We start from the raw sequence: 20,877 nt of genomic DNA, 5'->3' as shown, positions 1-20,877 counted from the left end.
CTTCAAAATCAAATTCTTGCCTGCTTTCTGCTATTTAGACATCTGAATACTTTCTAATTTTTCAAACGGTTTTGCTAACAACTGATACACAGACTGCAGATTTTCTGTAACATCTTTCATAACCGTTTCTTTTCCATCTGCCTGTGCAAGGTAATAATTCGTAATATGATCCACATTATGTTTTTTCGTATATGTTTCAATCGCCTCTAGAAAATAAGGACTGTGTGTAGTGATTAGTATCGTAAGATGAAGATATTTTTCCAGTAATACGATCAATTCTGCATATATAAGCTGCCATTCCGGATGTAGGTGTATTTCCGGCTCATCTAGCACCATCACATCTTTCTCATGGATTTCGCCTTTTTCTAACAAAGTGCGAATAATTGTAAATGCCTTGATTCCCATGGATAAATTTCCAATTTCAAAATAATGCATTTCTTCATCTGCCAGAAAAAAATCCCCATCCTCATTTTTTATTACTTTTCCGATCGTTACCTCAGATAACATTTTCAGTATATCACTGATTTTTTCTTCTGCCATCAGTTTTCCAATCGCATTGTCCGGTATATTCGCACTTAATTTCTGAAGCAAGTGCAAATCCTGTTCACTCAGCCCATCACTGTACTCCCACGAATTCATATAATCCATAATTGCCGGCGAATCAATTGAGATTGCTTCATGCATGACAGATATTTCTCTTTCTATCATATATTCACTATTCTGTTTTATCCCAACCTGTATTTTTTTCCCTTGAATAAGCAATATTGCTTTCGCCTCGCTTTCTGGCTCATACAGATCATTCATCTGACCATAAAAATATCTGCCAAAAGTGTCTGCTATCAAGGTCTGCTCCACAGCCTCATTTTTTAAATTTAATATACTATTTACTTTCTCTAAAACTTCATGGCACAATGCATCTCTGCTTTCATCATCAATCACATTTCTGAGATTATCATATAATTCAGAAATAATTTCTATTTTTCTCTCCTCATCTGCTGCCATAATCAATTCTGCTGCATTTGCATATCTTTTTCTGCTGGTTCGGGAAGGTACATTCACAGTTACTCTCTGATCATCATTTTTCAAATTATGATACCAGCTATTCTGCCAGTTATAACGGAGCAGTGACTCTATCTGTTCTTTCTTCTTCTGTGAAGCTTTTTCATCCACTTTATACATGGAATTAAACATACATGACAAAATCTTTCCTACCGTACTCTTTCCCGTATTATTTTCACCGGCAATCACAGTAATTCCGTCAAGTTTGATAGATGCCTGTTTAATTTTGGAAAAATGCTGAATTTCCAGTCTCATACTTTCCCCTTTCTACTCCTCCTTCGGCTGATACGTCGGCACAATTTTTTTCACCCACTCACGAATATCAGATGGCTCTGTCACTACATACTCTTTTAATTCTTCTAACTGCTCTAAAAACTTTCCTTCATCCAGTTCGATTGGTTTTCCGATGTGGATCAGGTTATTCTCGGTATCCTGCAGTCCTTCTTCATCCATCAGCATCTCTTCGTATAATTTTTCCCCAGGACGTAGTCCGGTAAACACGATCTGGATATCTTCATCCGGTTTATGACCGGATAACAGAATCAGGTTTTTGGCTAGATCAAGGATTTTGACCGGTTCTCCCATATCCAGAACAAAAATCTCTCCGCCTTTTGCATAGGCTCCCGCCTGTAATACTAAGGATACAGCCTCTGGTATTGTCATAAAATAGCGCACGATATTCGGATCTGTGACAGTCACCGGGCCTCCACGTTCGATCTGTTTTTTAAATAAAGGGATCACGCTTCCGTTACTGCCAAGTACATTTCCAAAACGCACTGCCACATATTCCGTCTCAGAGCGCTTATTGTAAGTCTGAATGATCATTTCACAGATTCTTTTACTTGCGCCCATGATATTGGTCGGATTGACCGCCTTATCGGTAGAGATCATCACAAACCGTTTTACATGATAACGGTCTGCAGCCTGCACGATTTTCCATGTGCCAAGGACATTGTTCTTGATTGCTTCATTCGGACTCTCCTCCATCAACGGTACATGTTTATGAGCTGCCGCATGGTAAATGATCTCCGGATGATAGGTCTCAAAAATCCAGTTCATTCGATTGGTATTCCGCACAGAACCGATCAGCACAACCAGATCAAGATCCGGGAATTTTACCTTTAATTCATTCTGTATATCATATGTGGTATTCTCATAAATATCTAAAATAATCAGCTGCTTTGGTTTGTGTCCCGCGATCTGTCTGCACAACTCACTTCCGATAGAACCACCCCCACCGGTTACCATGATAACTTTCCCGGACACATAACCCATGATAGACTCAAGATTCACCATGACCGGTTCTCTTCCAAGCAGATCATTTACATCAACATCTTTTAATTTGCTGATACCAACTTCACCATTGACAAGCTGATAGATTCCAGGCAGACGTTTTAATTCGCAGCCGGTCTCTTTACAAATATCAAGAATCCCCTTCATCTGTTTCGGGGAGGCTGATGGCATCGCTATAATGATCTCATGCACATGCAGTTCCAACACCTTATCCCGGATGCAGCTTCTGTCACCGATCACCTTTGCTCCATGGATATAATTACCAATCTTCGTCTTATCATCATCAATTACACCGACAACTTTTTTCTTTACATAACGGCTATTGTTAATCTCTTTAATCAGCTGATTACCAGCCTCACCTGCACCGATTACCAGTACATTCCTACGATATGTGCCGTCTCTTCGCATATTCCGGATTGCCCTAAGTCCACGATAGGAATATCTGCATCCCATGATCAGCACAAGTAAAAATAACCCATATAAAATATAAAAGCTTCGTGGAACCGGGAACATATCTCCCCAGTTACGTACCAAGATCAATGCAGCTACCACGATCGCATCCAGTATACATGCCGAAACAACATACATCATTTCAAGTGCCCCTGCATAACTCCACAGACTTGAATATAATCGGAGTGCCCAGAAGATGATCAATGTGATCACCATCATATACGGAAGTGTTCTCCATACTTCATTCAGATATTCTGTCGGTACATTGTAAAAGTTCAGATCAAACCGTATTATCAGCGCAAACATACTCGCAACAAATACAGCAAGCATGTCATAACACATCAAAAAAATACGGCGCATAAATAACTGTCTATCTTGAATTAACTGTTTCATCTATTGTTATTGTCCTTTATATTCAAAATGCTGTTATACCCAAGGGTATAACAGCATTATTATAGCATATCTATTCTGTTTGTGTAAACCGATTCCCTTTTTTCTCAGGGATTTCGCTTTTAACTTTTTTATCTATGCATTTTTATAAATAATCCAGTTATCAGCATTCCATCTGCGGTTACCCTTCATTCCTGGTCAATACGCGCAAAATTCCCCCTGCTTTTTCCCTATATATTTTTTCTGGTGATTTTCTATCCACCTTTTTCATATAAAATCTGTTTCACCTTTTCTGTTAGCAGCTCATCGCAAAAAATCCGGTTTATGCTCTTTCGGCTTATACCACTTCCTGCAAAGTTCCGGCTTCTTCGGTACAAATATAACTCTCTTACATTAAAGCCTATGCTTATCAGATTAAATATGGTTTCAACCGCATCTCGACAGTAACAGTGCTTTGCGTGATAATACGTTTTCAATTGATGGAAACCATTCTCCTCAATGTCCCACCTGCGGTGCATCATTTCCCATAAGACCCGGTAGTCTGCCGCTTCCAGTGTCGTTACAAGTCACATGAAACGCTCTCTTTCTTTTCCATTTTCTTCCCACTGCTCATGATACCGCACCACACGCAGTTTATATGGACACCCTTCCAGACCATTTTCCTTCAGAGTGTTGATAAATGGAGCATTCAGATATAACGCATCCGCCACAATCACATCCGCAAAATGTCCATGCCGTTTCTTCAGCCGCTCAATCAACCTTTTTCCGCCTATCGTTCCTTCCCGGAATACCCGGTTACGTTTTATGATATCAATCATTTCTTCATGTATGCTGCGTATTTCATCCAGGTTTATTCTGGAGAGAAGGTCGCGGACTGCAGCATCAGAAAAAGCAGTACCGGCATGACAATGTTAAACAATGGAATAGATTTTCTTTTTCTTTCGTCCGTTAAACACTTGATTTTTTGCGGGATTTTATATACACTCTTCATATAAGTTAGCAGTTTCTTCAATGCTAATTTTTCATTCAGGACACCTTCTTTCGTATGTTTTGTTCCATAACATAATTATACAATAAAAGGTGTCCTTTTTGAGTGATTATACAGAAAAAAACAGTAATTTGATACCCAAAATTGATATCCCCTGCTTTACCTGGAATTCACAGGCAGAACAGGGACTTTTATTTTTTAAAGCGAAATCTCTGCTGTTATCTACACTTTCTCTTCCTCCCGCATAGAAAACAAGAACCCCCCTAACAATATAAACACAAACCATACAATCCAATGGAATGGAATATCTACATTGTCCATCATGTTCTCTAAGAAAAATACAACATATATGATCAACGGCAGACATGCATAATAATTTCTATTTTCCGCACTTTTACAATACCTGACCGCCCGCGAAAAATATCCAACAAACATCATTATATAAGGAACTATTATATAAACTCCATACATATGTGCATATGCCAATACTCCATTATGAGCAGAATTAATATTTGATCCATAAACAGTTGCTCTTTTTGTATGACCAAACAAATTCATCTGACTCAGATACGTCGAATAGTGGTATAGCCTGCCTGAAAATAAACCATTTATCGAATTCGAATTTAATAACTTTTGTCTGATTCTCTGTGAAGTTTGGGACATATCCTCTCTTTCTGCTGCATAAACATGTATGGTTCCAGTTAAATCATCTAAATCTCTGACAGATGCATATTCATAATCCACCGGATATACAATCTGCGTTCCGATTGCCTCTGATATATTGGTAATTCCCCACTGTAACCCCATTGAAACGGGAATATAACATATCACAAAACACATCACTGCGATCATAGTTTTTTTCATGTGTCTTTTCAGGATCTTTTCTATTCCCCAGCACAATGCACCGCACAGAATTGCTAAAGTAGCTGTTGTGCTTTGTGTTTTTTTCAGGAAAAAAAATGCTGTTGTCAAACCAATGGCATATGGAAGAATCTTTAAAATTTTAACTTCCTTACATTTTATGTAATAGTCTATTTCACATAAAAAGACACCTATCATAACAGCCATATATAATCCAAATGGATTTGGATTGGTATAAAATCCTTTATATCTGTATCCATCTGTTTCCGGGCGAAACATCAGGCAATACACCACACATAATACAAATGTTATTTCCAGTGCCTTTAATAATTGCCACAACATCTTCTCCCTGTTTTCCTGATTATTCCATACAAAAAACAGAAAACCTGTCGGGAACAGTATAAAATATCCATAAAAAGAGAAATACGCACTTTTTTTTGTTACAATAAAGTCCGAAATACAAGTCAGTACCCATAATACGATCCAAGATATTACCAACAAATTATTCCAGTTACGATATTTCAAAGGTTTTCGTATATTCAATCCAGCTATCAATAACATACATCCAATTAAAACAAACATTGTATATGCATGTGTCATTTTTTTAAAGAATAGGCCATATACATTTATAAATGACAAAAAAATAAACATCACCGAAAAAAGAAATATACTAATAAAATTTCTCATTTTTTCCGGTACATTTCTAAGCTTTCGCCAAATCTCATTTCCCACCAATATATAAATACTTTGTAATCCCCTTCCCCATTTATAATTACCTTTTCTGCCATATCTTATTTTCAGCCAATATAAAATTCCTGTTATGATCATACAGATTATTGAAAATAATACACTTACAGCTGGCAGCTTTTCATCATCCTTCATTTTATCTGTAGAAATTTCAAATTTATTAATTGAAAATTCTTTTCCTTGTTCATTTTCAAAACAAAATACCACTTTTGAAAAACTCTCTCCATTTAGCTGATATAGATTCTCTCCCTCCATTAAATTCAATTCTTGTTCCCCTACATTTTGCCATGTCCGATCATAGAAAACAATTTGTGCAGTTATTGAGTCACAGTTCATATTATACAAATCCGTTTTCAAGTAATTCCACTGGTTATTTTTATTTAAACTGTCAAAAACAATTTGTGCAGTGTCTCCCTGTATAATAAATTTTTCATTTTCAAATGATATATTCTGCAGATTGTTTACAATTTTTTCTGTATAAAACTGCAAAGAGTCGCCCCTATTATAAAATTGGGTTATATTTCCTCCTGTTACATACCAGGCTGCACAGCTAATCCCTGTAATAATTGAAAATAATATCCATATACAGATTTTTACCAAAAATATTTTTGTTTTCATCAAAACATCTGTATTTCCTGACATAAATTTCTCCCTGTAATGTATTGCAAACCTTTCACTCTTTAAAATAAACGCCATTAAAAAGGAAATAACACCATACTGCTATGTTTCCAAAATTGACAGACGCATTCCCAAACACACAAAATACTGTAAAAATAATATTAACACATAGTACAAATATATACGGATTTTTTTTGCCAAAAAATCTTCTACATTTTTTTAATGATATACAAAACCCATAAATTTGATATAATACAAATGGAATTACTGCAAAAATACCGTAATGATACATCAAATCCAGATATCCATTATATGCCTGAACGGGCTCCCTGTTTCTATATATCTGCGTTGCATTTCCATATAACCCCATCATTCTTGCATAATTTTTCCAACTTCCCATAACATTGATAGTGTCTTTCGATGTCACATTTTCCAATGTTATTGGAAACATCTGCTGATAAAGCTGCAATTCATCCTCTGGTAGTACACTGACCAATTGTTCATCCTCAAACACAACCGTTGTCTGCAAAATATCTGGCAAATATTTGACCGAAATATGTATAACTACCACACATAAAAATGAAAATGCAATTGCCGTCAGTATTTGCTTCCACCGATATCTAAAACTAACCCTTTTCTTCACCCATATATAAACGCACCCATATAAATATGTTATGGCTACAAGAATCAATGCAATTTTTGCCACTACTCCGCCTGATCTAAGTACAAAATATAGTGCTGACGCTGCCCCCATCCCATAACCTATCCACTGAAGATATGACGCATCATTATCAATTAACCCATATATCTTCCATACAAACAGGGCAAATATTAACAGGGCATACATCGCAAAATCCTCTGGACGTCTGCAAATTCCATTATAATAAACTGTTATAATCTTAGGTCTAAAAAAGATACAAAACAATACAACCAGAACATAATCTATTTCTAATGCCCTTAAAAACAGACATATCACCGCATCCGCTTTAAATCGCTGATTATACGCAAAAATAAAAAAGCCTGCTGAAAATATCATCACATAAGAAAAAAACTTTTCCCCATCCTCTTTAAAGACATCTGATAATGCCATCATGATCCATAATCCGTACCATGATTTCAGGACTGATGACATAACTCCTGTATTTTTCCATTCTTTTTTCCACAACAAACATCCACAGGCAAATAAAATAACAGCACATCCCAATGAAAAATAACGATAGCTTTCCCCTTTTGTCCATCCCATTATTTCAAAAAACAAAATCCATGCAAAAAAAACACATAACAAAATTTCAACTGTCACTTTTCTGTCTATTTTTCTGCACTTCTGAATTGCCTTTTTTCCAACAATATTCCCCTGCAGCACATAAAGACTCTGCAATATATATAAGAGTCCAGTATTTTTCTCCAAAGCATAATTTTCTGTATTAACATATTTTTTTCTAACAGAATATCCCATGAATATCACACATCCACAAATAAGTAGACTCATTCCCATACATTCATAAAACTTCTGCCACGAAAATCCAGCCTTTTCACTTCGTATCTCCATTGAATCCATAGAAAAAAAGATACCTTTCGCATCACGAATACGTATGCCTATGCGATATATCTCTATAGTTTCATTAAGCTCTATCTCATTTTCTCCATTGTAAATTACAATGGGCTGTTCTTTTAATATATTTTTTTCTTTATCGTAATATTCTAATATTGCGTGTACTTCTGACACTGAACAATTGCTAATTGTCAAATATAAATATTTCCATGTCCTGACATAGCGATCTACACGATATTTATTAACCGCATTATTCTTGACAATATAATATCCATTTTCTTCTTCATGATATTCCCATCCTTTTGCATTTTTTATCATATCGGTTTCTGGAAAATCATATATTGCTTCTGATCCAAGAAAATACGTCAGACTTTTAAATCCTCCCAAATACATCAAGGTAAACATCAGACATATTGTACATCCAAGCAGCGCAACAAACAGGCTTTTTTCATTTTTGTAGTTTTTCATTTTCTATCCCTCAAGTTATTCCTTCAATCTGTACCTTTTCCCCTCAAATGCAATTCCAAAATAATGCCGTTATTTTCAAGCAAAATCTGTAACGCCTGTATTCCGCTTGCTGCTATTCTTTCCATGATTTCTCCAATATAACGGATAACTAAAAATATCCTTTTGATTCTTTGCTATCCTCTGACTTAGTATATCGGATTTCCATCCAAATTACAATATTTATTCCTCCCCGCACATTTTACATTCCATTCCCCATCTTTGACAGTTGAAAAGCAAAAAAATGGTCGTAAAGCCAGTAAAATCAAGGCTTACAGCCGTTTTTTGTTTCGCAGTGATATGTGTTATTGTGCTATATTTTTTACACTATGGTAAATCTATTTCTTTTGTTTGCTTGATGATGCTTCGCATCGTAGATTTTTTGATAAATTCATAGTCTGTCCGAAAACCAAAAGTTTTGTGTAAAGAGTTCGTTATTTCAGTTCGGGTGTAGGATGGAACATAGCCATTAGCGGTATTTAACAGTGTCATTTTCATGGATCGCAGAGTCTCTATGATCTGCTCTGTTGTATAGCTGTTTCCTATTTTCTTTTCTAACAGACGGTAGAGAAGAAGGCTGATGTAACAGGTCATGAAATGTGCCTTGATCCGGTCATCTCTTCTGACATAAACAGGTCTGGCTTCGAATTCTGTTTTCATGATTCTGAAGTTTTCTTCAATTTCCAAGCGCTGCTTGTTAATCTTTATGATTTCCTCGATATTTCCCTCCAGATTTGTCATAACCGCGTAGAAACCATCGTAAAGTTCTTCTTTGGCTATCTGTTCCTCATCAATCTCATATACTTTGTTTTCTGCAATCTCACCATCGTTTGTTACGGCAGTATTTTTCACAAAACGCATTGGATCATTTTGATTTTTGCCCTTTCGTTTTTTGCAAGGAGAGTTAATAATCATCTCTGCACGCTCGATTTGACATGACCGTATTCTTTGCTGATAAGCTTTATATTTCGGTGAGTATGTAACGATCAGCGTCTCATCCAAATCTCCGGTAACAACAGGGACTTCCTTGTAGTAAATGGAGTTAAAAACTTCATCATCAGTTTCGTCCAAAGTCCTGATATCTATAAAATCTGTCGAACCAGCTTTTCTGAACTGTGTTGGATTCAGGGCAATATCACGGTCTTCCTGCTTCATCTTTTTAAGGGAATGCGTGATGACATAAGCCCGATTCCCGATGCTGTTAAACGCTCGGTTATTTGCACTTCCAAGACCGGCATCTGAACAGAAAATAAATTCACTACAGTTAAAATCTTTTATGATTTTCTTCTCCAGAGGCTTAAGCGTTGTCTGCTCGTTTTGGTTACCTGGAAAAACATCAAATGCAAGTGGAATGCCATCAGCATCCATAAACAGCCCCATACCAACAATCGGATTTGGACGGTTCTCCTTGCCTTTTCCATAGTGCTTCAAACCGCTTTCTTCCTCAATCTCAAAGTAATAATTCGTACAGTCATAGTAAAGTATCTTCTGATTTCTTGGATGGATGAAGTTTGAATTTTTGTATAGTTCACTTTGGATAAAATCCGACTCTTCCGCGATTACAGATAAAGCTCTGTAAACATCCTGAATCTCATACTTTGGTGGTTCAAGAATCGTTTTGCAAAAATTATAACTGCTGAGCTTGCTTGAAGGAGAGAGAACACTTGCGTAAACGAGATCAGTCAGAATCGCATGAAGATCATACTTAAATTTATGGCGCCCTTTAATCACACGGCAGATGTTATCAAGGCGTAGCTCCGTACATAATTGTTGAAGAAATAGATAACCGGCATGAAAAGAACGTGTCTCGTTCATAGGAATGCAGGCAGCTTGAGAGAATTCAACCGTTACTTTCCCCGTACGCTCATTGTAGAGATCTGTTTCTTTGGCAGCTTCGCTTTTCGCCCAAGCCATAAGTTTTTCATTATCACCATCAAACTGTTCCAACAAGGTGTTGTATTTTCCAAGCTTCTTATAAATACGAGAGGATGATTTTCCGTCTTTTTTTCGGAATGATTGATAAATGTAAATATCTTTATTATTTTTACTACCTGTAACTGCAATATACATAACACAAACCCCTTTTCTTTTAAGTATACCACACTATTGCAAACAAGTACATATCAAAACGAAAAATTTGACATAAAAACGCAGGTTTTATGCGACCTGCGATAACTTTTTTAATATTCAACTGTCAAACTCCCGTGATTATCTTGTCACATAGTACCTCAGGTGGTACACTAGCACTATAATATTATTTATGGAGGTATATTTATGAAAAAGAAATGTTTTTTTAAGACAGTATGCAGTTGTATTCTGGGTACAGCTTTATTACTGTCATCCACTTCATCATCATATGCATCACCGAATATTCAAGATATCGATTCTATTGCGGATACAGTATCTGAAATGTTCAAAAAATCCGAGGAATTGAAAACAACTGAAGTGTCGGAAATGACCGAATCATCAGAAACTACTGAATCATCAGAAACTACTGAATCATTAGAAACTACTGAATCATCAGAAACTACTGAATCATCAGAAACTACTGAATCATCAGAAACTACTGAATCATCAGAAACTACTGAATCATCAGAAACTACTGAATCATCAGAAACTACTGAATCATCAGAAACTACTGAATCATCAGAAACTACTGAATCATCAGAAACTACTGAATCATCAGAAACTACTGAATCATCAGAAACTACTGAATCATCAGAAACTACTGAATCATCAGAAACTACTGAATCATCAGAAACTATCGAAGAATCAGAGAACAATGATAATTTCGAAATTATCGAATTAACGGAAGATACTGAAATTTCCGAACAATTTGATACTCCCAAAGGAGCTGTTTCCAATGGGTATTATGTTATTAATGTAACCAAAAGTGAAATTTCTTCCACCAGTGCATATGCCGCTATACAATCTGCACTAGATGAAGCTCAGGAAAATGCAACAACAGACTTACCATACAAAGTTTTTGTAGATCCCGGAAAATATTCTCTCACACAAGGACTTCGTATTTACAGCAACACTTATCTTTGCCTGACAGGTGTTACCCTTACTCAAAACAAGGGAAGCAATTACAACATGATAAAAGTGGGCGACAGTAATGATACACATTCAGGTTATTATTACCAAAATATTACCATTGATGGCGGTATCTGGAACGAAAATGGCAATAGCAATACCGCCATCAAGATCTGTCATACACAGAACATTACTCTGATGAATGCCACATTGAAAAATTGTTCCAATTCTCACCTTATGGAGATTGCTGGCAATAACGGTATCACAATTCAAAATTGTAATTTTGCCGATCAGGCATTATCGACAAGTGCCAAACCCTATACCTATGAAGCCATTCAGCTTGATATTTTACTAGAATCTCACTTGTCCGGTTATCTATCTGAAGATCTTCCTTTAAAGAATGTAAAAATTACCGGTTGCTCCTTTAAAAATGTTCCACGTGGTATTGGTAGTCACACTGCAATACTAAACAATCCAGTAGACACGATAGAAATTTCCAACAATACATTTACCAGTCTTAAGAGTCTAGCTATACAGGCAATGAATTACATCAACTGTACTATTACAGGCAATACCATAACTGATACTCCGCAAGGTATCATGATATATTCCGTTCGTGAAAGTGGTACTTTTCTTGCTTCCACAGCAGTAAAAGAAGGACATATTCCATCATCAACCCCGGTTACATATCAAACTCCTGTGAACAATCAAAAAATGGTTATCAGCAATAATACAATTGCAGCTTCAGGTAATGACCCTTATGAAGATTACGAAAATGCCGCTATTTTTGTCAGTGGTTTAAATCTAGGTTCTGCCACTACCGGCTCTGGAGATACAATTCCTGCAGGTAATTATTTTATCAGCGGCATAACCATCTCCGATAATACGATCAATACGGATGGACATGGAATCCGTCTGCAAGACGCCAGGAACTCAACAATAACTGGAAATACAATAACTTATTCTCAGGTTTCAAAGCCTAAAAATACCTTCTATGGCATACAGTTACGCGAATCCTCTACCAATGGAATCATTGACAATAATACAATCAATAAGCCCCTTTCCGGCATACATATATTTGAAAAATCCTCTGCAAAATCCATTTCAGGGAATACAGTAACTACACCAACTAACAATGCTATTATGATAGAAAATGCCAGTGCTACGAATATTTCTTCAAATACGGTTAACAAGCCTGGTATCAACGGAATATTTATTTATAATAATTCTAATGTTGACTTAATCACAGACAACAATATTTCTGCCGGAAATGTCAACATTAACATTGACGGAAGCACAGTCACTGAAATAAGTAAAAATACGCTTTCTTCTGCAAAAACAAACAGTGTATTTTTGCATAACAAATGTACAGTAAATAAACTTTCCAGTAATACCATTAATGCTTCTGGAAAACATGGTGTATTTATCGATTGTGCTACTGCCAAAACCATAAAAGCCAATACGATACAATCACCTGCTATTACTGGTGTACATGTATATAACAACAGCAAAGTTTCTACCATTGCGAATAATCAAATTACCTCACCTGGTAAGTATGGCATCTGTGCCGAAAAGAGTACTGCAAGAACTATCTCTGGCAACTCAATCAGCAAACCTGCCAATACAGGTATTTTTATCTTTACCAAAAGCAAAACAGGTACAATATCCGACAATACCATTACCTCTGGAAAAGATAAAGGAATTGCGATCAACTCTGTAAAGTGCAAAATGACGATCAGTGGAAATACAATAAAAAAATGCAAGGCTTACCCTATTTATTGCAACCCTGCCTCTACCTCCTACGCAATTACGTTGAAGAAAAATATCATAACAGGCAATTCAAAAAAAATTGATGGTATCCGTGCTGACTCAGGTAAACTTATTCTTAGCAGCAATACAATCTCTTCCTGTAGTAGGGCGATTATTCTTTCTTCCAAAGTAAAGGGGACTGTTTATCCGAATACTTTCAAAAAGAATACTTATAATAATGTAAAAGTTAATTCCAGTTATGTTAATACATTAACTGTAAAATCACTTTCCGGAAAATCAAAGTCAGCAAAAACAGCTACATTAAATTGGAAAAAACTTTCATCAGCTTCCGGCTATGTTGTTTATCGTTCAGCCTCCAAAAATGGCAGCTATACAAAAATTTCTACGATAAAAAAGAATAAAACCATTACCTATAAAGATTCTAAATTAAAGAGGAAGTCTACTTATTACTATAAAATTGTTCCATACACTACAATAGGAAAAACTACAGTTTATGGACTAGATAGTAAGATTGTATCCATCAAGATCAAATAACCAATTTTTATAATACAACTACACTATCATAACAAAAGCAGATGGCATTTGAATCTTTCAAATAAACCATCTGCTTTTTATAATCAAAACATTTTTTTAATTTTCTTCCAAATTTTATTTTTGAAAGCATCTCGCTGCAATTGCTGCTCTGATTTCGGTGTATCCTCCACATCAGGAAGCTTAATTTCACTAATAATTCCCTGACTTTGTAATTCATCTACATATTTTTTGTACTTTCTCAGGTTTTTTAATGTATCCTTATATTTTTTTTCAAATAATTTTTTATCATCCAGAAGTTTTCTGCTTTTCTTTAACCACTTCTCTAACACTTCTGTTTTCATGTTATTCTGCCACTCTAAACGCTCCAACGGTGTATAGGTAGTCTTCCGCACCTGTTCTAATGGCAGATCACAATTCTCATACTCGGCAACAAAATCCTGTACATCCTGAATCAGCTTTTCGCGTAAAGCAAGATATCCTTTTTTATTTTCTGGCGGATTATTGAAATCATACTCAAAATTACCAGATAAGAAATCTTCATTATCAATACAACGAACCGTATCCATATAACATCCCCAGCGTGTCCCATTTCCTTCCGCATCCTTGAGATCAACGATTGACAAAACGGGGGTCTCTAGTGCAAGACAAGGCAATGTTACATGCAGCCTTCGCGTAATAACAAATTTAGCATTTTGATATAAAGTAAGTATCTCCTCTGCTTTTGCCATTCTCTCTTCAAATGTTGCGTTCGATTTTCTATAATCACAATTATGACTTATAACCCGAATTTCTAGTCCTGTATCTTTCAGATATTCCATTGCTTTCGCTCTGATCTTATCGTTTAAATCAACCAAACAGACATATGTTCCCGCATCTTCCGTTTTCTCCTGTTTCGGAATTGTTAATGTAAGACACCCGCTAAAATAGCAATCTATACCCTGTTCTTTAAAAAAATCAAGCGATGCCATATCTCTGCATCCCACCGGACCATACTTCTTAAAAAACTCTCCTCCACATCCCTGCGCCCATTCGGCATAAATTGGAGATGATTTTCTTGCAACCCCATAATTATTAATATGCATGCTCAGTAATTTGGGGATAATACAGTCTGCAGGCGGCCAGTTCCATTTTTTCCACATCCACCATGCATTCATGATAACAGCTACCGGTTCATCATTTTCACTTTTAAAATCACTAATATATTCTCTATCTATCTGATAATCAACATGAGGCAATAATTTAGCTGCTGCATAGGTCTGAATATCATCCCCCAAATTCATTGTCGGTTTGTGAATCACTACACCAAATTTCATATTGTAGATCTCCTTTCAAATTATTTCTTCATTCCCTTTATCAAACGCTCAAACATCTCTTCTAATCCAATTGTTGCTTTCCAGCCAAGCTGCATTAATTTTTTACTATCCAATCGGATTATCATTTCCGGATTATATCCGAAAGAGGCTAAATCCTCAGGAATATCGATCACAGTTTTGATTTTTCCACTTCCAATTGTCTCACAGACCAATTCTGCCATTTCCTTAATCGACACCGCAGTATCCATATTCGTAACATTATATGCTTCCCCTGCTTTACCGGAAATTAAAATGTATAATAATGCAGAAAGTGCATCTTTTGTGTAACAATAACTTCTTACCGTATGTCCCTGCGTATGCAGTACAATATCCCGCTGTTCCAATGCACAGCGTGCAAATTCCGCAAACACCCTTCCATCTTCGTATGCAACTCCCGGTCCAAAGGTCTGAGAAAGTCTGGCAATCTTAACCGGTACACTATATTCGTGTGCATAAGATGCACACAAACACTCTACCATACGTTTTCCTTCGGAATAGCTGCTTCTTACACTGAGCGGTTCAATATATCCATAATCATTTTCTGTAATCAGATCTGCATCTTTCTCCGGTGTTCCATATACCTCCAAAGATGACAGATACACCATCCCATTTATCTTTTTTTCTGTAGCAAACTTTAAGATATTTGACGTTCCATCCAATGCCGTATAAATTGTTTCAACAGGATTAGACACAAAATATTTTGAACTGGTTGCACTGGCTCCGTGTATAATGTAATCTACAGAATCCGAATATACCACTGGTCTATTTATATCACCAACAAGCAATTCAACATCCCCACGCCCAATCAGATGCGAAAACATCTTTTTCCCTTTTTCTTCATTACGCACCATAGCAATAATATGAATCTGAAGGTTACGCATTCGGTTATAACATGCAAGCAAATATACCATCTGCGAACCAATCAATCCTGTCGCACCTGTCACAAGTACCGACTTACCCTCTAATGCTGTAATTGGCAGATCACTATCTACAAGCATCTCCAGATCTTGCTGCATAATTTCATTTTCCATGCACTCGTTCATTTCAACTTCTCCATTCTCCATATGTTTATACTTACCTTTTCTATAAAGGCTTTCTTCCATTTCCTATACGATTTGTAATACCCAGTCCAAATGCCTGTTCATTCTCTTTGTACTGTAACAATGCACGAAACGTATACACATCTTCCGGTGTCGTAACTTTAATATTGCCTCTGTTTCCTTCCACCATATGTGCTTCAATCCCCTGGCTGCGAATAATCGTACACGCATCAACCATATTTTCATATTTTGTAGGTGTACTTCTAACTGCATCATGTGCAGCAATAATATCTTTTAAGTAAAAGCTCTGTGGTGCCTGCGCTGCAAACGTTTCCTTACGATATGGAACAGAGTCGACGTGACTCCCATCCTTACTGATCATGATTGTTTCAAAACAAGGAGTACAGGTAATTGCATTGCCTTTTTCCTGTACAGAGCGAATATTATTACTGATCACTTCATAAGATACAAATGGGCGTACACCATCATGCAATAGTACGATAGAATCCTCTGCATTTTCACTTTCTGCTTTTTTTAACGCATTATAAATCGAATCCTGTGCAGTCTCTCCACCTGGAATAACATCTGCCACCTTATTCAAACGGTATTCATCTACCAATTCTTTCATATAAGGGATATAATCAGCAAGTACTGAAATATATATTTTATCAATCATATCATGGCACTGAAAAAGTTGAAGTGTATGAACAATAATCGGTTTCCCATTTATTTCCAAAAACTGTTTCGGGACACCGGCTCCCATTCTGACTCCGCTTCCACCAGCAAAAACAATCGCTATATTCATGATTCTTCCATAACCTCCCTTTTATCTTCCTGTTTGATTTTTTCTGTTTTCTTTTTTTTATTCTTTTTTTTCACAAGATTTTTCTGACCCACTGTTAACTCATCCAGTTCACCCGTCATTTCTGCATAAACCTGTGCCACTTCATCTACATCCCCAAAAGCAATCATTTTTCCCCCTTCAAGGATCATAGCTTTATTGCAGATACGTTTTACCTGTGCAAGTGAATGTGACACAAATAAAACCGCCGTACCATCCTGCATCATATCAAGGATTTTCTTTTCACTCTTCTTTCTGAACTTACCATCTCCTACAGAAAGTACTTCATCTAAAATTAAAATTTCCGGTTCAGCTATCGTTGCGATTGCAAATCCCAACTTTGATTTCATACCTGATGAATAGTTTTTAATAGGTACATCCATAAAATCCTCTAATCCGGAAAACTCTACAATCTGATCATATTTTTCTTCCATGTATTGACGACCATATCCAAGCACTGCTCCATATAAAAATATATTTTCCCGGCCTGTATAGTTCTTATCAAATCCTGCTCCAAGCTCTAATAATGGTACTATTTTTCCATTTCTTATTACTCTGCCCTCTGTGGGTTTAAATACTCCTGCAACCACTTTGAGTAACGTACTTTTTCCTGCTCCATTTAGTCCAAGAATTCCTATTCGTTCTCCTTCATGAATACTAAAATTAATATCTTTAAGTGCCCAAAACTCATCCTTCTCTAACTTTTTACCTTTGAGCATTCTTATTACATATTCACGAAAATCATTCACTCGTTCTTTACTTAGATTAAATTTCATTCCTATGTGTTCTACACGTAATAATTCCTTTGCCATCTTAACCTCTATATCTGCAAAATAAAATCATCCTGTTTTTTATAAAAACAAATCACGCCTAAAATCAACACTACAATAGAACATACTGCTGCATATGCCGTCAACCCCATGTCCATAGCTTCCCCAAACATTGCATTACGAAAACTCTGGATCATACAATACAACGGATTCCATTTTAAAATCCACGCATACCCGCTGTTCATTAAACGTTCCGGATAATAAAAAATTGCACTTGAATACATAATAAGCATTAAAAGCACTTCCCATATATATTCCATATCCCGAAAGAATACATTGATCGTTGTCAATATCATTCCAACTCCAAATGTTAAAATAAAAAGAAGTAACAGTGGGATAATTGCCTCAATGATATGCCATGTCACAGTTACATTACAATATACCGCCAACGGAACCATTACAATTAACGAAATAGCAAAAATCACATAATTATATAATACACAGGATAGCGGATATAAATATTTCGGAATGTATACCTTTTTTATCATCGCTGCATTTAACCTGATAGATTTGGATGCTGTTTTAGTTCCCGTTGCAAAAAAAGAATATACCAGCCTTCCACATAAGATATATAATGGAAATTCCTTATCATTATTTCCAAACAACGTTCCAAATACAATTGTTAATACAATTGTGGTTAATATCGGTTCTAACATAGACCATAAAATACCAAGATACGAACGACGATATTTTAATTTAATTCCCTTTTTTACCAGCTCATATAACAGAAATCGACGATTCCAAAATGTCTTCACATGTTTCTTATTAATACTCATCCTCTAATTTCCTTTTCTGACACTATACTTTCTATTAAGTTGCATACACGTACAGATGCTTCTCCATCTTCCACCGATCCTTTTTTCTTTAAGAAATCTTCCACCTGCATGCTATATTTTTCCTGATTAAAATTTTCTATATTATGAATAAGTTCTTCATTTGTATGTGCGATTGGAAAAGGAGTTTCTTCCAATTTATAATAAAACCCTCGTTCCTGATCATAATGTTCTAAATCAGGCACAAATAAAAAGCCAGGTCTTACTGTTAATAAAAAATCAAAAATACAACTGGAGTAATCTGTGATCACCACTTGTGCTGCTGCTAATAACTCCTGAATATCAGGATAAGCATCTGCTTTCACAATCTGTTTTTTTTCATCTATACAAACCTTTTCCAACGAATTCTGCATCCTTGGATGCAGTCTTACAACAATTTTCCAGGATTGGTCTGTTTTCTTTTCCAAAGCTTTTTTTAATTTTTCAATATCCAGTTTATAATTAGGAAAATCAAGCTTTTCTCGGAAAGTCGGCACATATAGCAAAATTTTATCTTTTCCATCAATTGATAAACTCTTGCGCACTTTTTTCTCCACAAGATCCTGTCCATCCTTAAAAAAGATATCATTTCTGGGATGACCTAATTTCAAAATATTTTTTACCGACCAAAAAGCATTCTGATATACTTCATCTTCGAAAAAACTATTCGAAATCCAAAAATCGGTATTCTGCGAATTTTTTTTGGCAAGATATGTCCAACTTTGACTATTGGTTAAACAATCACAGTTTTTTTCGATCTTTTTTATTCCAAATGATCCATGCCACATCTGAATATAATACTGTCCAAATCTTTTTACCAGTCCCTGATTCCAATAATGAATCAAATGATAATTACATACCCATACAGCCGCTGTATAATATTCAAACATAGCTTCTTTAGATCCATATTCAACCAGCCTCACCTTGGGGGGAAATTCCCCTTTATGTGCATTTGCATCTTTCACAATCCAAACTAAATCAAAATCCGTTCCGCGACGTATTAATTCTTCCGTCACATACTTACAATTGCATCCGTATCCATGTCCCATATAATTATCAAATATAATCTTTTTTGTGTTTATGGAAGTATTACCATATTGTTGAAATGTTTTTTTTATTAATGATTTTTTAACAGTAAACGGTGTGTACTTTAACTGATATACTCTGGTATCATTTTCGATTTTATATGTTATAAATAACTTTATTATTCGTTTTAACTTTTTTTTGATTGCCTGCACGATTTTCTTTACACCACCCGGTTATTTTTTATATAGCTCATGTATCTTATGTCTGGGATGCTGCTCCATCTCAGGAGGCATTTTCTTATAATCTCCATACAGCCTTTTCAAATACGGATCATAATTTCCCGGTATCATAAAAACTTTATTCTCAAAATCAGCCTCTTTTAATGGAAGCAGATAACTTTTCGGCATCACTTCCCTCTCATACCCGGCAACCCCAAATAAGCTACAGATATACTCACTATCCGAAGTTCTCCATGATGTCATGATCTTTTTACACACTCTCATATAAAACCGGAATATAAAACCGGGGGTTATTTTAAGAATTACCTTTGAAATATTCCGGATTGCTTTTCCTTTATTTTTAACTGGAAGACGATATTCTGACAAATAATAAATAAGTGATGTCCACTTCTGAACCTTCTTTAATACTCCCGATTTTGGAACACCATCAATCGGATGTATGTCTATTTTTGCCGTATTTTCATATCCGGCATCTGCATGCAAGGTATCATATAAATAACCAATTGGCGCATCCGGTATCATATGCTTCTCGACCGGTGAATATATAAATTCACCCAGCCGGTCATGCTGCAGACTCATCAGGTATTCCATTTTTTCGAAATCTTCCCGCATCATTGCAATATCCACGTCGTCGTCCCATGGTATAAATCCCTGATGTCTGACTGCACCTAACGCACTTCCGCCTACCAGAAAAAAAATCATTCCATTCTGTTGTGTAAATTTCTGAAAAGACGACAGCATTTCAACTAAACGTTGCTGCAATTCTTTTAATCCATTTTCCATTGCATTCACTCTCCATTACGACTAATGCAACCTTATTACCATAGATAATAGAATGCACGCTTTGCGCATATTCTCTTACCATGAATTATAGCATACACCAATTTTTCCGTCAATTTTGCGTCTGTCTATACCTTTTGTATCTGTATTAGTCA

15 protein-coding genes are annotated in these 20,877 nt (G+C 35.9%); 1 reads left to right on the top strand and 14 read right to left on the bottom strand.

Annotated features, from left to right (window positions below; translation table 11 throughout):
- Positions 1-30 precede the first annotated feature (30 nt).
- From RIL182_RS04050 to RIL182_RS04025, 7 genes are all read right to left on the bottom strand, one after another.
- Positions 31-1,314 (bottom strand): AAA family ATPase, encoded by a 1,284-nt coding sequence (locus RIL182_RS04050; protein ID WP_006856654.1) that lies wholly within the window; start codon positions 1,312-1,314, stop codon positions 31-33.
- Between the two features lie 12 nt (positions 1,315-1,326).
- The gene (locus RIL182_RS04045; RefSeq protein WP_006856655.1) at positions 1,327-3,195 is read right to left on the bottom strand and encodes a polysaccharide biosynthesis protein; all 1,869 of its coding nucleotides are present in this window, start codon (positions 3,193-3,195) and stop codon (positions 1,327-1,329) included.
- 563 nt (positions 3,196-3,758) lie between these two features.
- Entirely contained in the window at positions 3,759-4,010 is a 252-nt protein-coding gene (locus RIL182_RS21590; RefSeq protein ID WP_006856656.1) for a hypothetical protein, read from the bottom strand.
- Between the two features lie 32 nt (positions 4,011-4,042).
- Complete coding sequence (locus RIL182_RS21130) at positions 4,043-4,183, bottom strand: hypothetical protein (protein ID WP_006856657.1); 141 nt, start codon at positions 4,181-4,183, stop codon at positions 4,043-4,045.
- 219 nt (positions 4,184-4,402) lie between these two features.
- Positions 4,403-6,430, bottom strand: coding sequence for a hypothetical protein (locus tag RIL182_RS04035; RefSeq protein WP_241070766.1), 2,028 nt, complete (start codon positions 6,428-6,430; stop codon positions 4,403-4,405).
- Positions 6,431-6,461: 31 nt separating this feature from the next.
- Positions 6,462-8,426 (bottom strand): hypothetical protein, encoded by a 1,965-nt coding sequence (locus RIL182_RS04030; RefSeq protein WP_006856659.1) that lies wholly within the window; start codon positions 8,424-8,426, stop codon positions 6,462-6,464.
- A 363-nt stretch (positions 8,427-8,789) separates the two neighbouring features.
- Positions 8,790-10,532 carry an IS1634 family transposase gene (locus RIL182_RS04025; protein WP_006856660.1) on the bottom strand — a complete coding sequence of 581 codons (1,743 nt, stop codon included), beginning with the start codon at positions 10,530-10,532 and terminating at the stop codon, positions 8,790-8,792.
- 204 nt (positions 10,533-10,736) lie between these two features.
- Here RIL182_RS04025 and RIL182_RS04020 point away from each other — a divergent pair, with 204 nt between their 5' ends.
- Entirely contained in the window at positions 10,737-13,802 is a 3,066-nt protein-coding gene (locus RIL182_RS04020) for a right-handed parallel beta-helix repeat-containing protein (RefSeq protein ID WP_243128728.1), read from the top strand.
- Positions 13,803-13,885: 83 nt separating this feature from the next.
- Here RIL182_RS04020 and RIL182_RS04015 read toward each other — a convergent pair whose 3' ends face one another.
- Genes RIL182_RS04015 through RIL182_RS03985 form a run of 7 tightly spaced genes read right to left on the bottom strand, consistent with a single transcriptional unit; the run spans position 13,886 to position 20,725 of the window.
- Positions 13,886-15,115: a polysaccharide pyruvyl transferase family protein gene (locus RIL182_RS04015; RefSeq protein WP_006856661.1), complete on the bottom strand. Its 1,230-nt coding sequence runs from the start codon at positions 15,113-15,115 to the stop codon at positions 13,886-13,888.
- 20 nt (positions 15,116-15,135) lie between these two features.
- A complete protein-coding gene (locus RIL182_RS04010; protein WP_243128727.1) occupies positions 15,136-16,218 on the bottom strand; it encodes an NAD-dependent epimerase/dehydratase family protein in 1,083 nt (360 codons plus the stop codon).
- 19 nt (positions 16,219-16,237) lie between these two features.
- Positions 16,238-16,999 carry an IspD/TarI family cytidylyltransferase gene (locus RIL182_RS04005; RefSeq protein ID WP_006856663.1) on the bottom strand — a complete coding sequence of 254 codons (762 nt, stop codon included), beginning with the start codon at positions 16,997-16,999 and terminating at the stop codon, positions 16,238-16,240.
- Complete coding sequence (locus RIL182_RS04000) at positions 16,996-17,847, bottom strand: ABC transporter ATP-binding protein (RefSeq protein WP_006856664.1); 852 nt, start codon at positions 17,845-17,847, stop codon at positions 16,996-16,998. Before RIL182_RS04000 ends, RIL182_RS04005 begins: the two co-directional genes overlap by 4 nt.
- Before the next feature lie 8 nt (positions 17,848-17,855).
- Positions 17,856-18,641 carry an ABC transporter permease gene (locus RIL182_RS03995; RefSeq protein WP_006856665.1) on the bottom strand — a complete coding sequence of 262 codons (786 nt, stop codon included), beginning with the start codon at positions 18,639-18,641 and terminating at the stop codon, positions 17,856-17,858.
- A complete protein-coding gene (locus tag RIL182_RS03990; protein WP_006856666.1) occupies positions 18,638-19,915 on the bottom strand; it encodes a CDP-glycerol--poly(glycerophosphate) glycerophosphotransferase in 1,278 nt (425 codons plus the stop codon). Before RIL182_RS03990 ends, RIL182_RS03995 begins: the two co-directional genes overlap by 4 nt.
- A gap of 21 nt (positions 19,916-19,936) precedes the next feature.
- Positions 19,937-20,725, bottom strand: coding sequence for a LicD family protein (locus tag RIL182_RS03985; RefSeq protein WP_006856667.1), 789 nt, complete (start codon positions 20,723-20,725; stop codon positions 19,937-19,939).
- Between the last annotated feature and the right edge of the window lie 152 nt (positions 20,726-20,877).

Source organism: Roseburia intestinalis L1-82 (assembly GCF_900537995.1).
In the GTDB taxonomy this organism is placed as follows: domain Bacteria; phylum Bacillota; class Clostridia; order Lachnospirales; family Lachnospiraceae; genus Roseburia; species Roseburia intestinalis.
The sequence above is the reverse complement of the archived record's forward strand: the minus strand, read 5'-3'. Positions and strand labels throughout refer to the sequence as shown.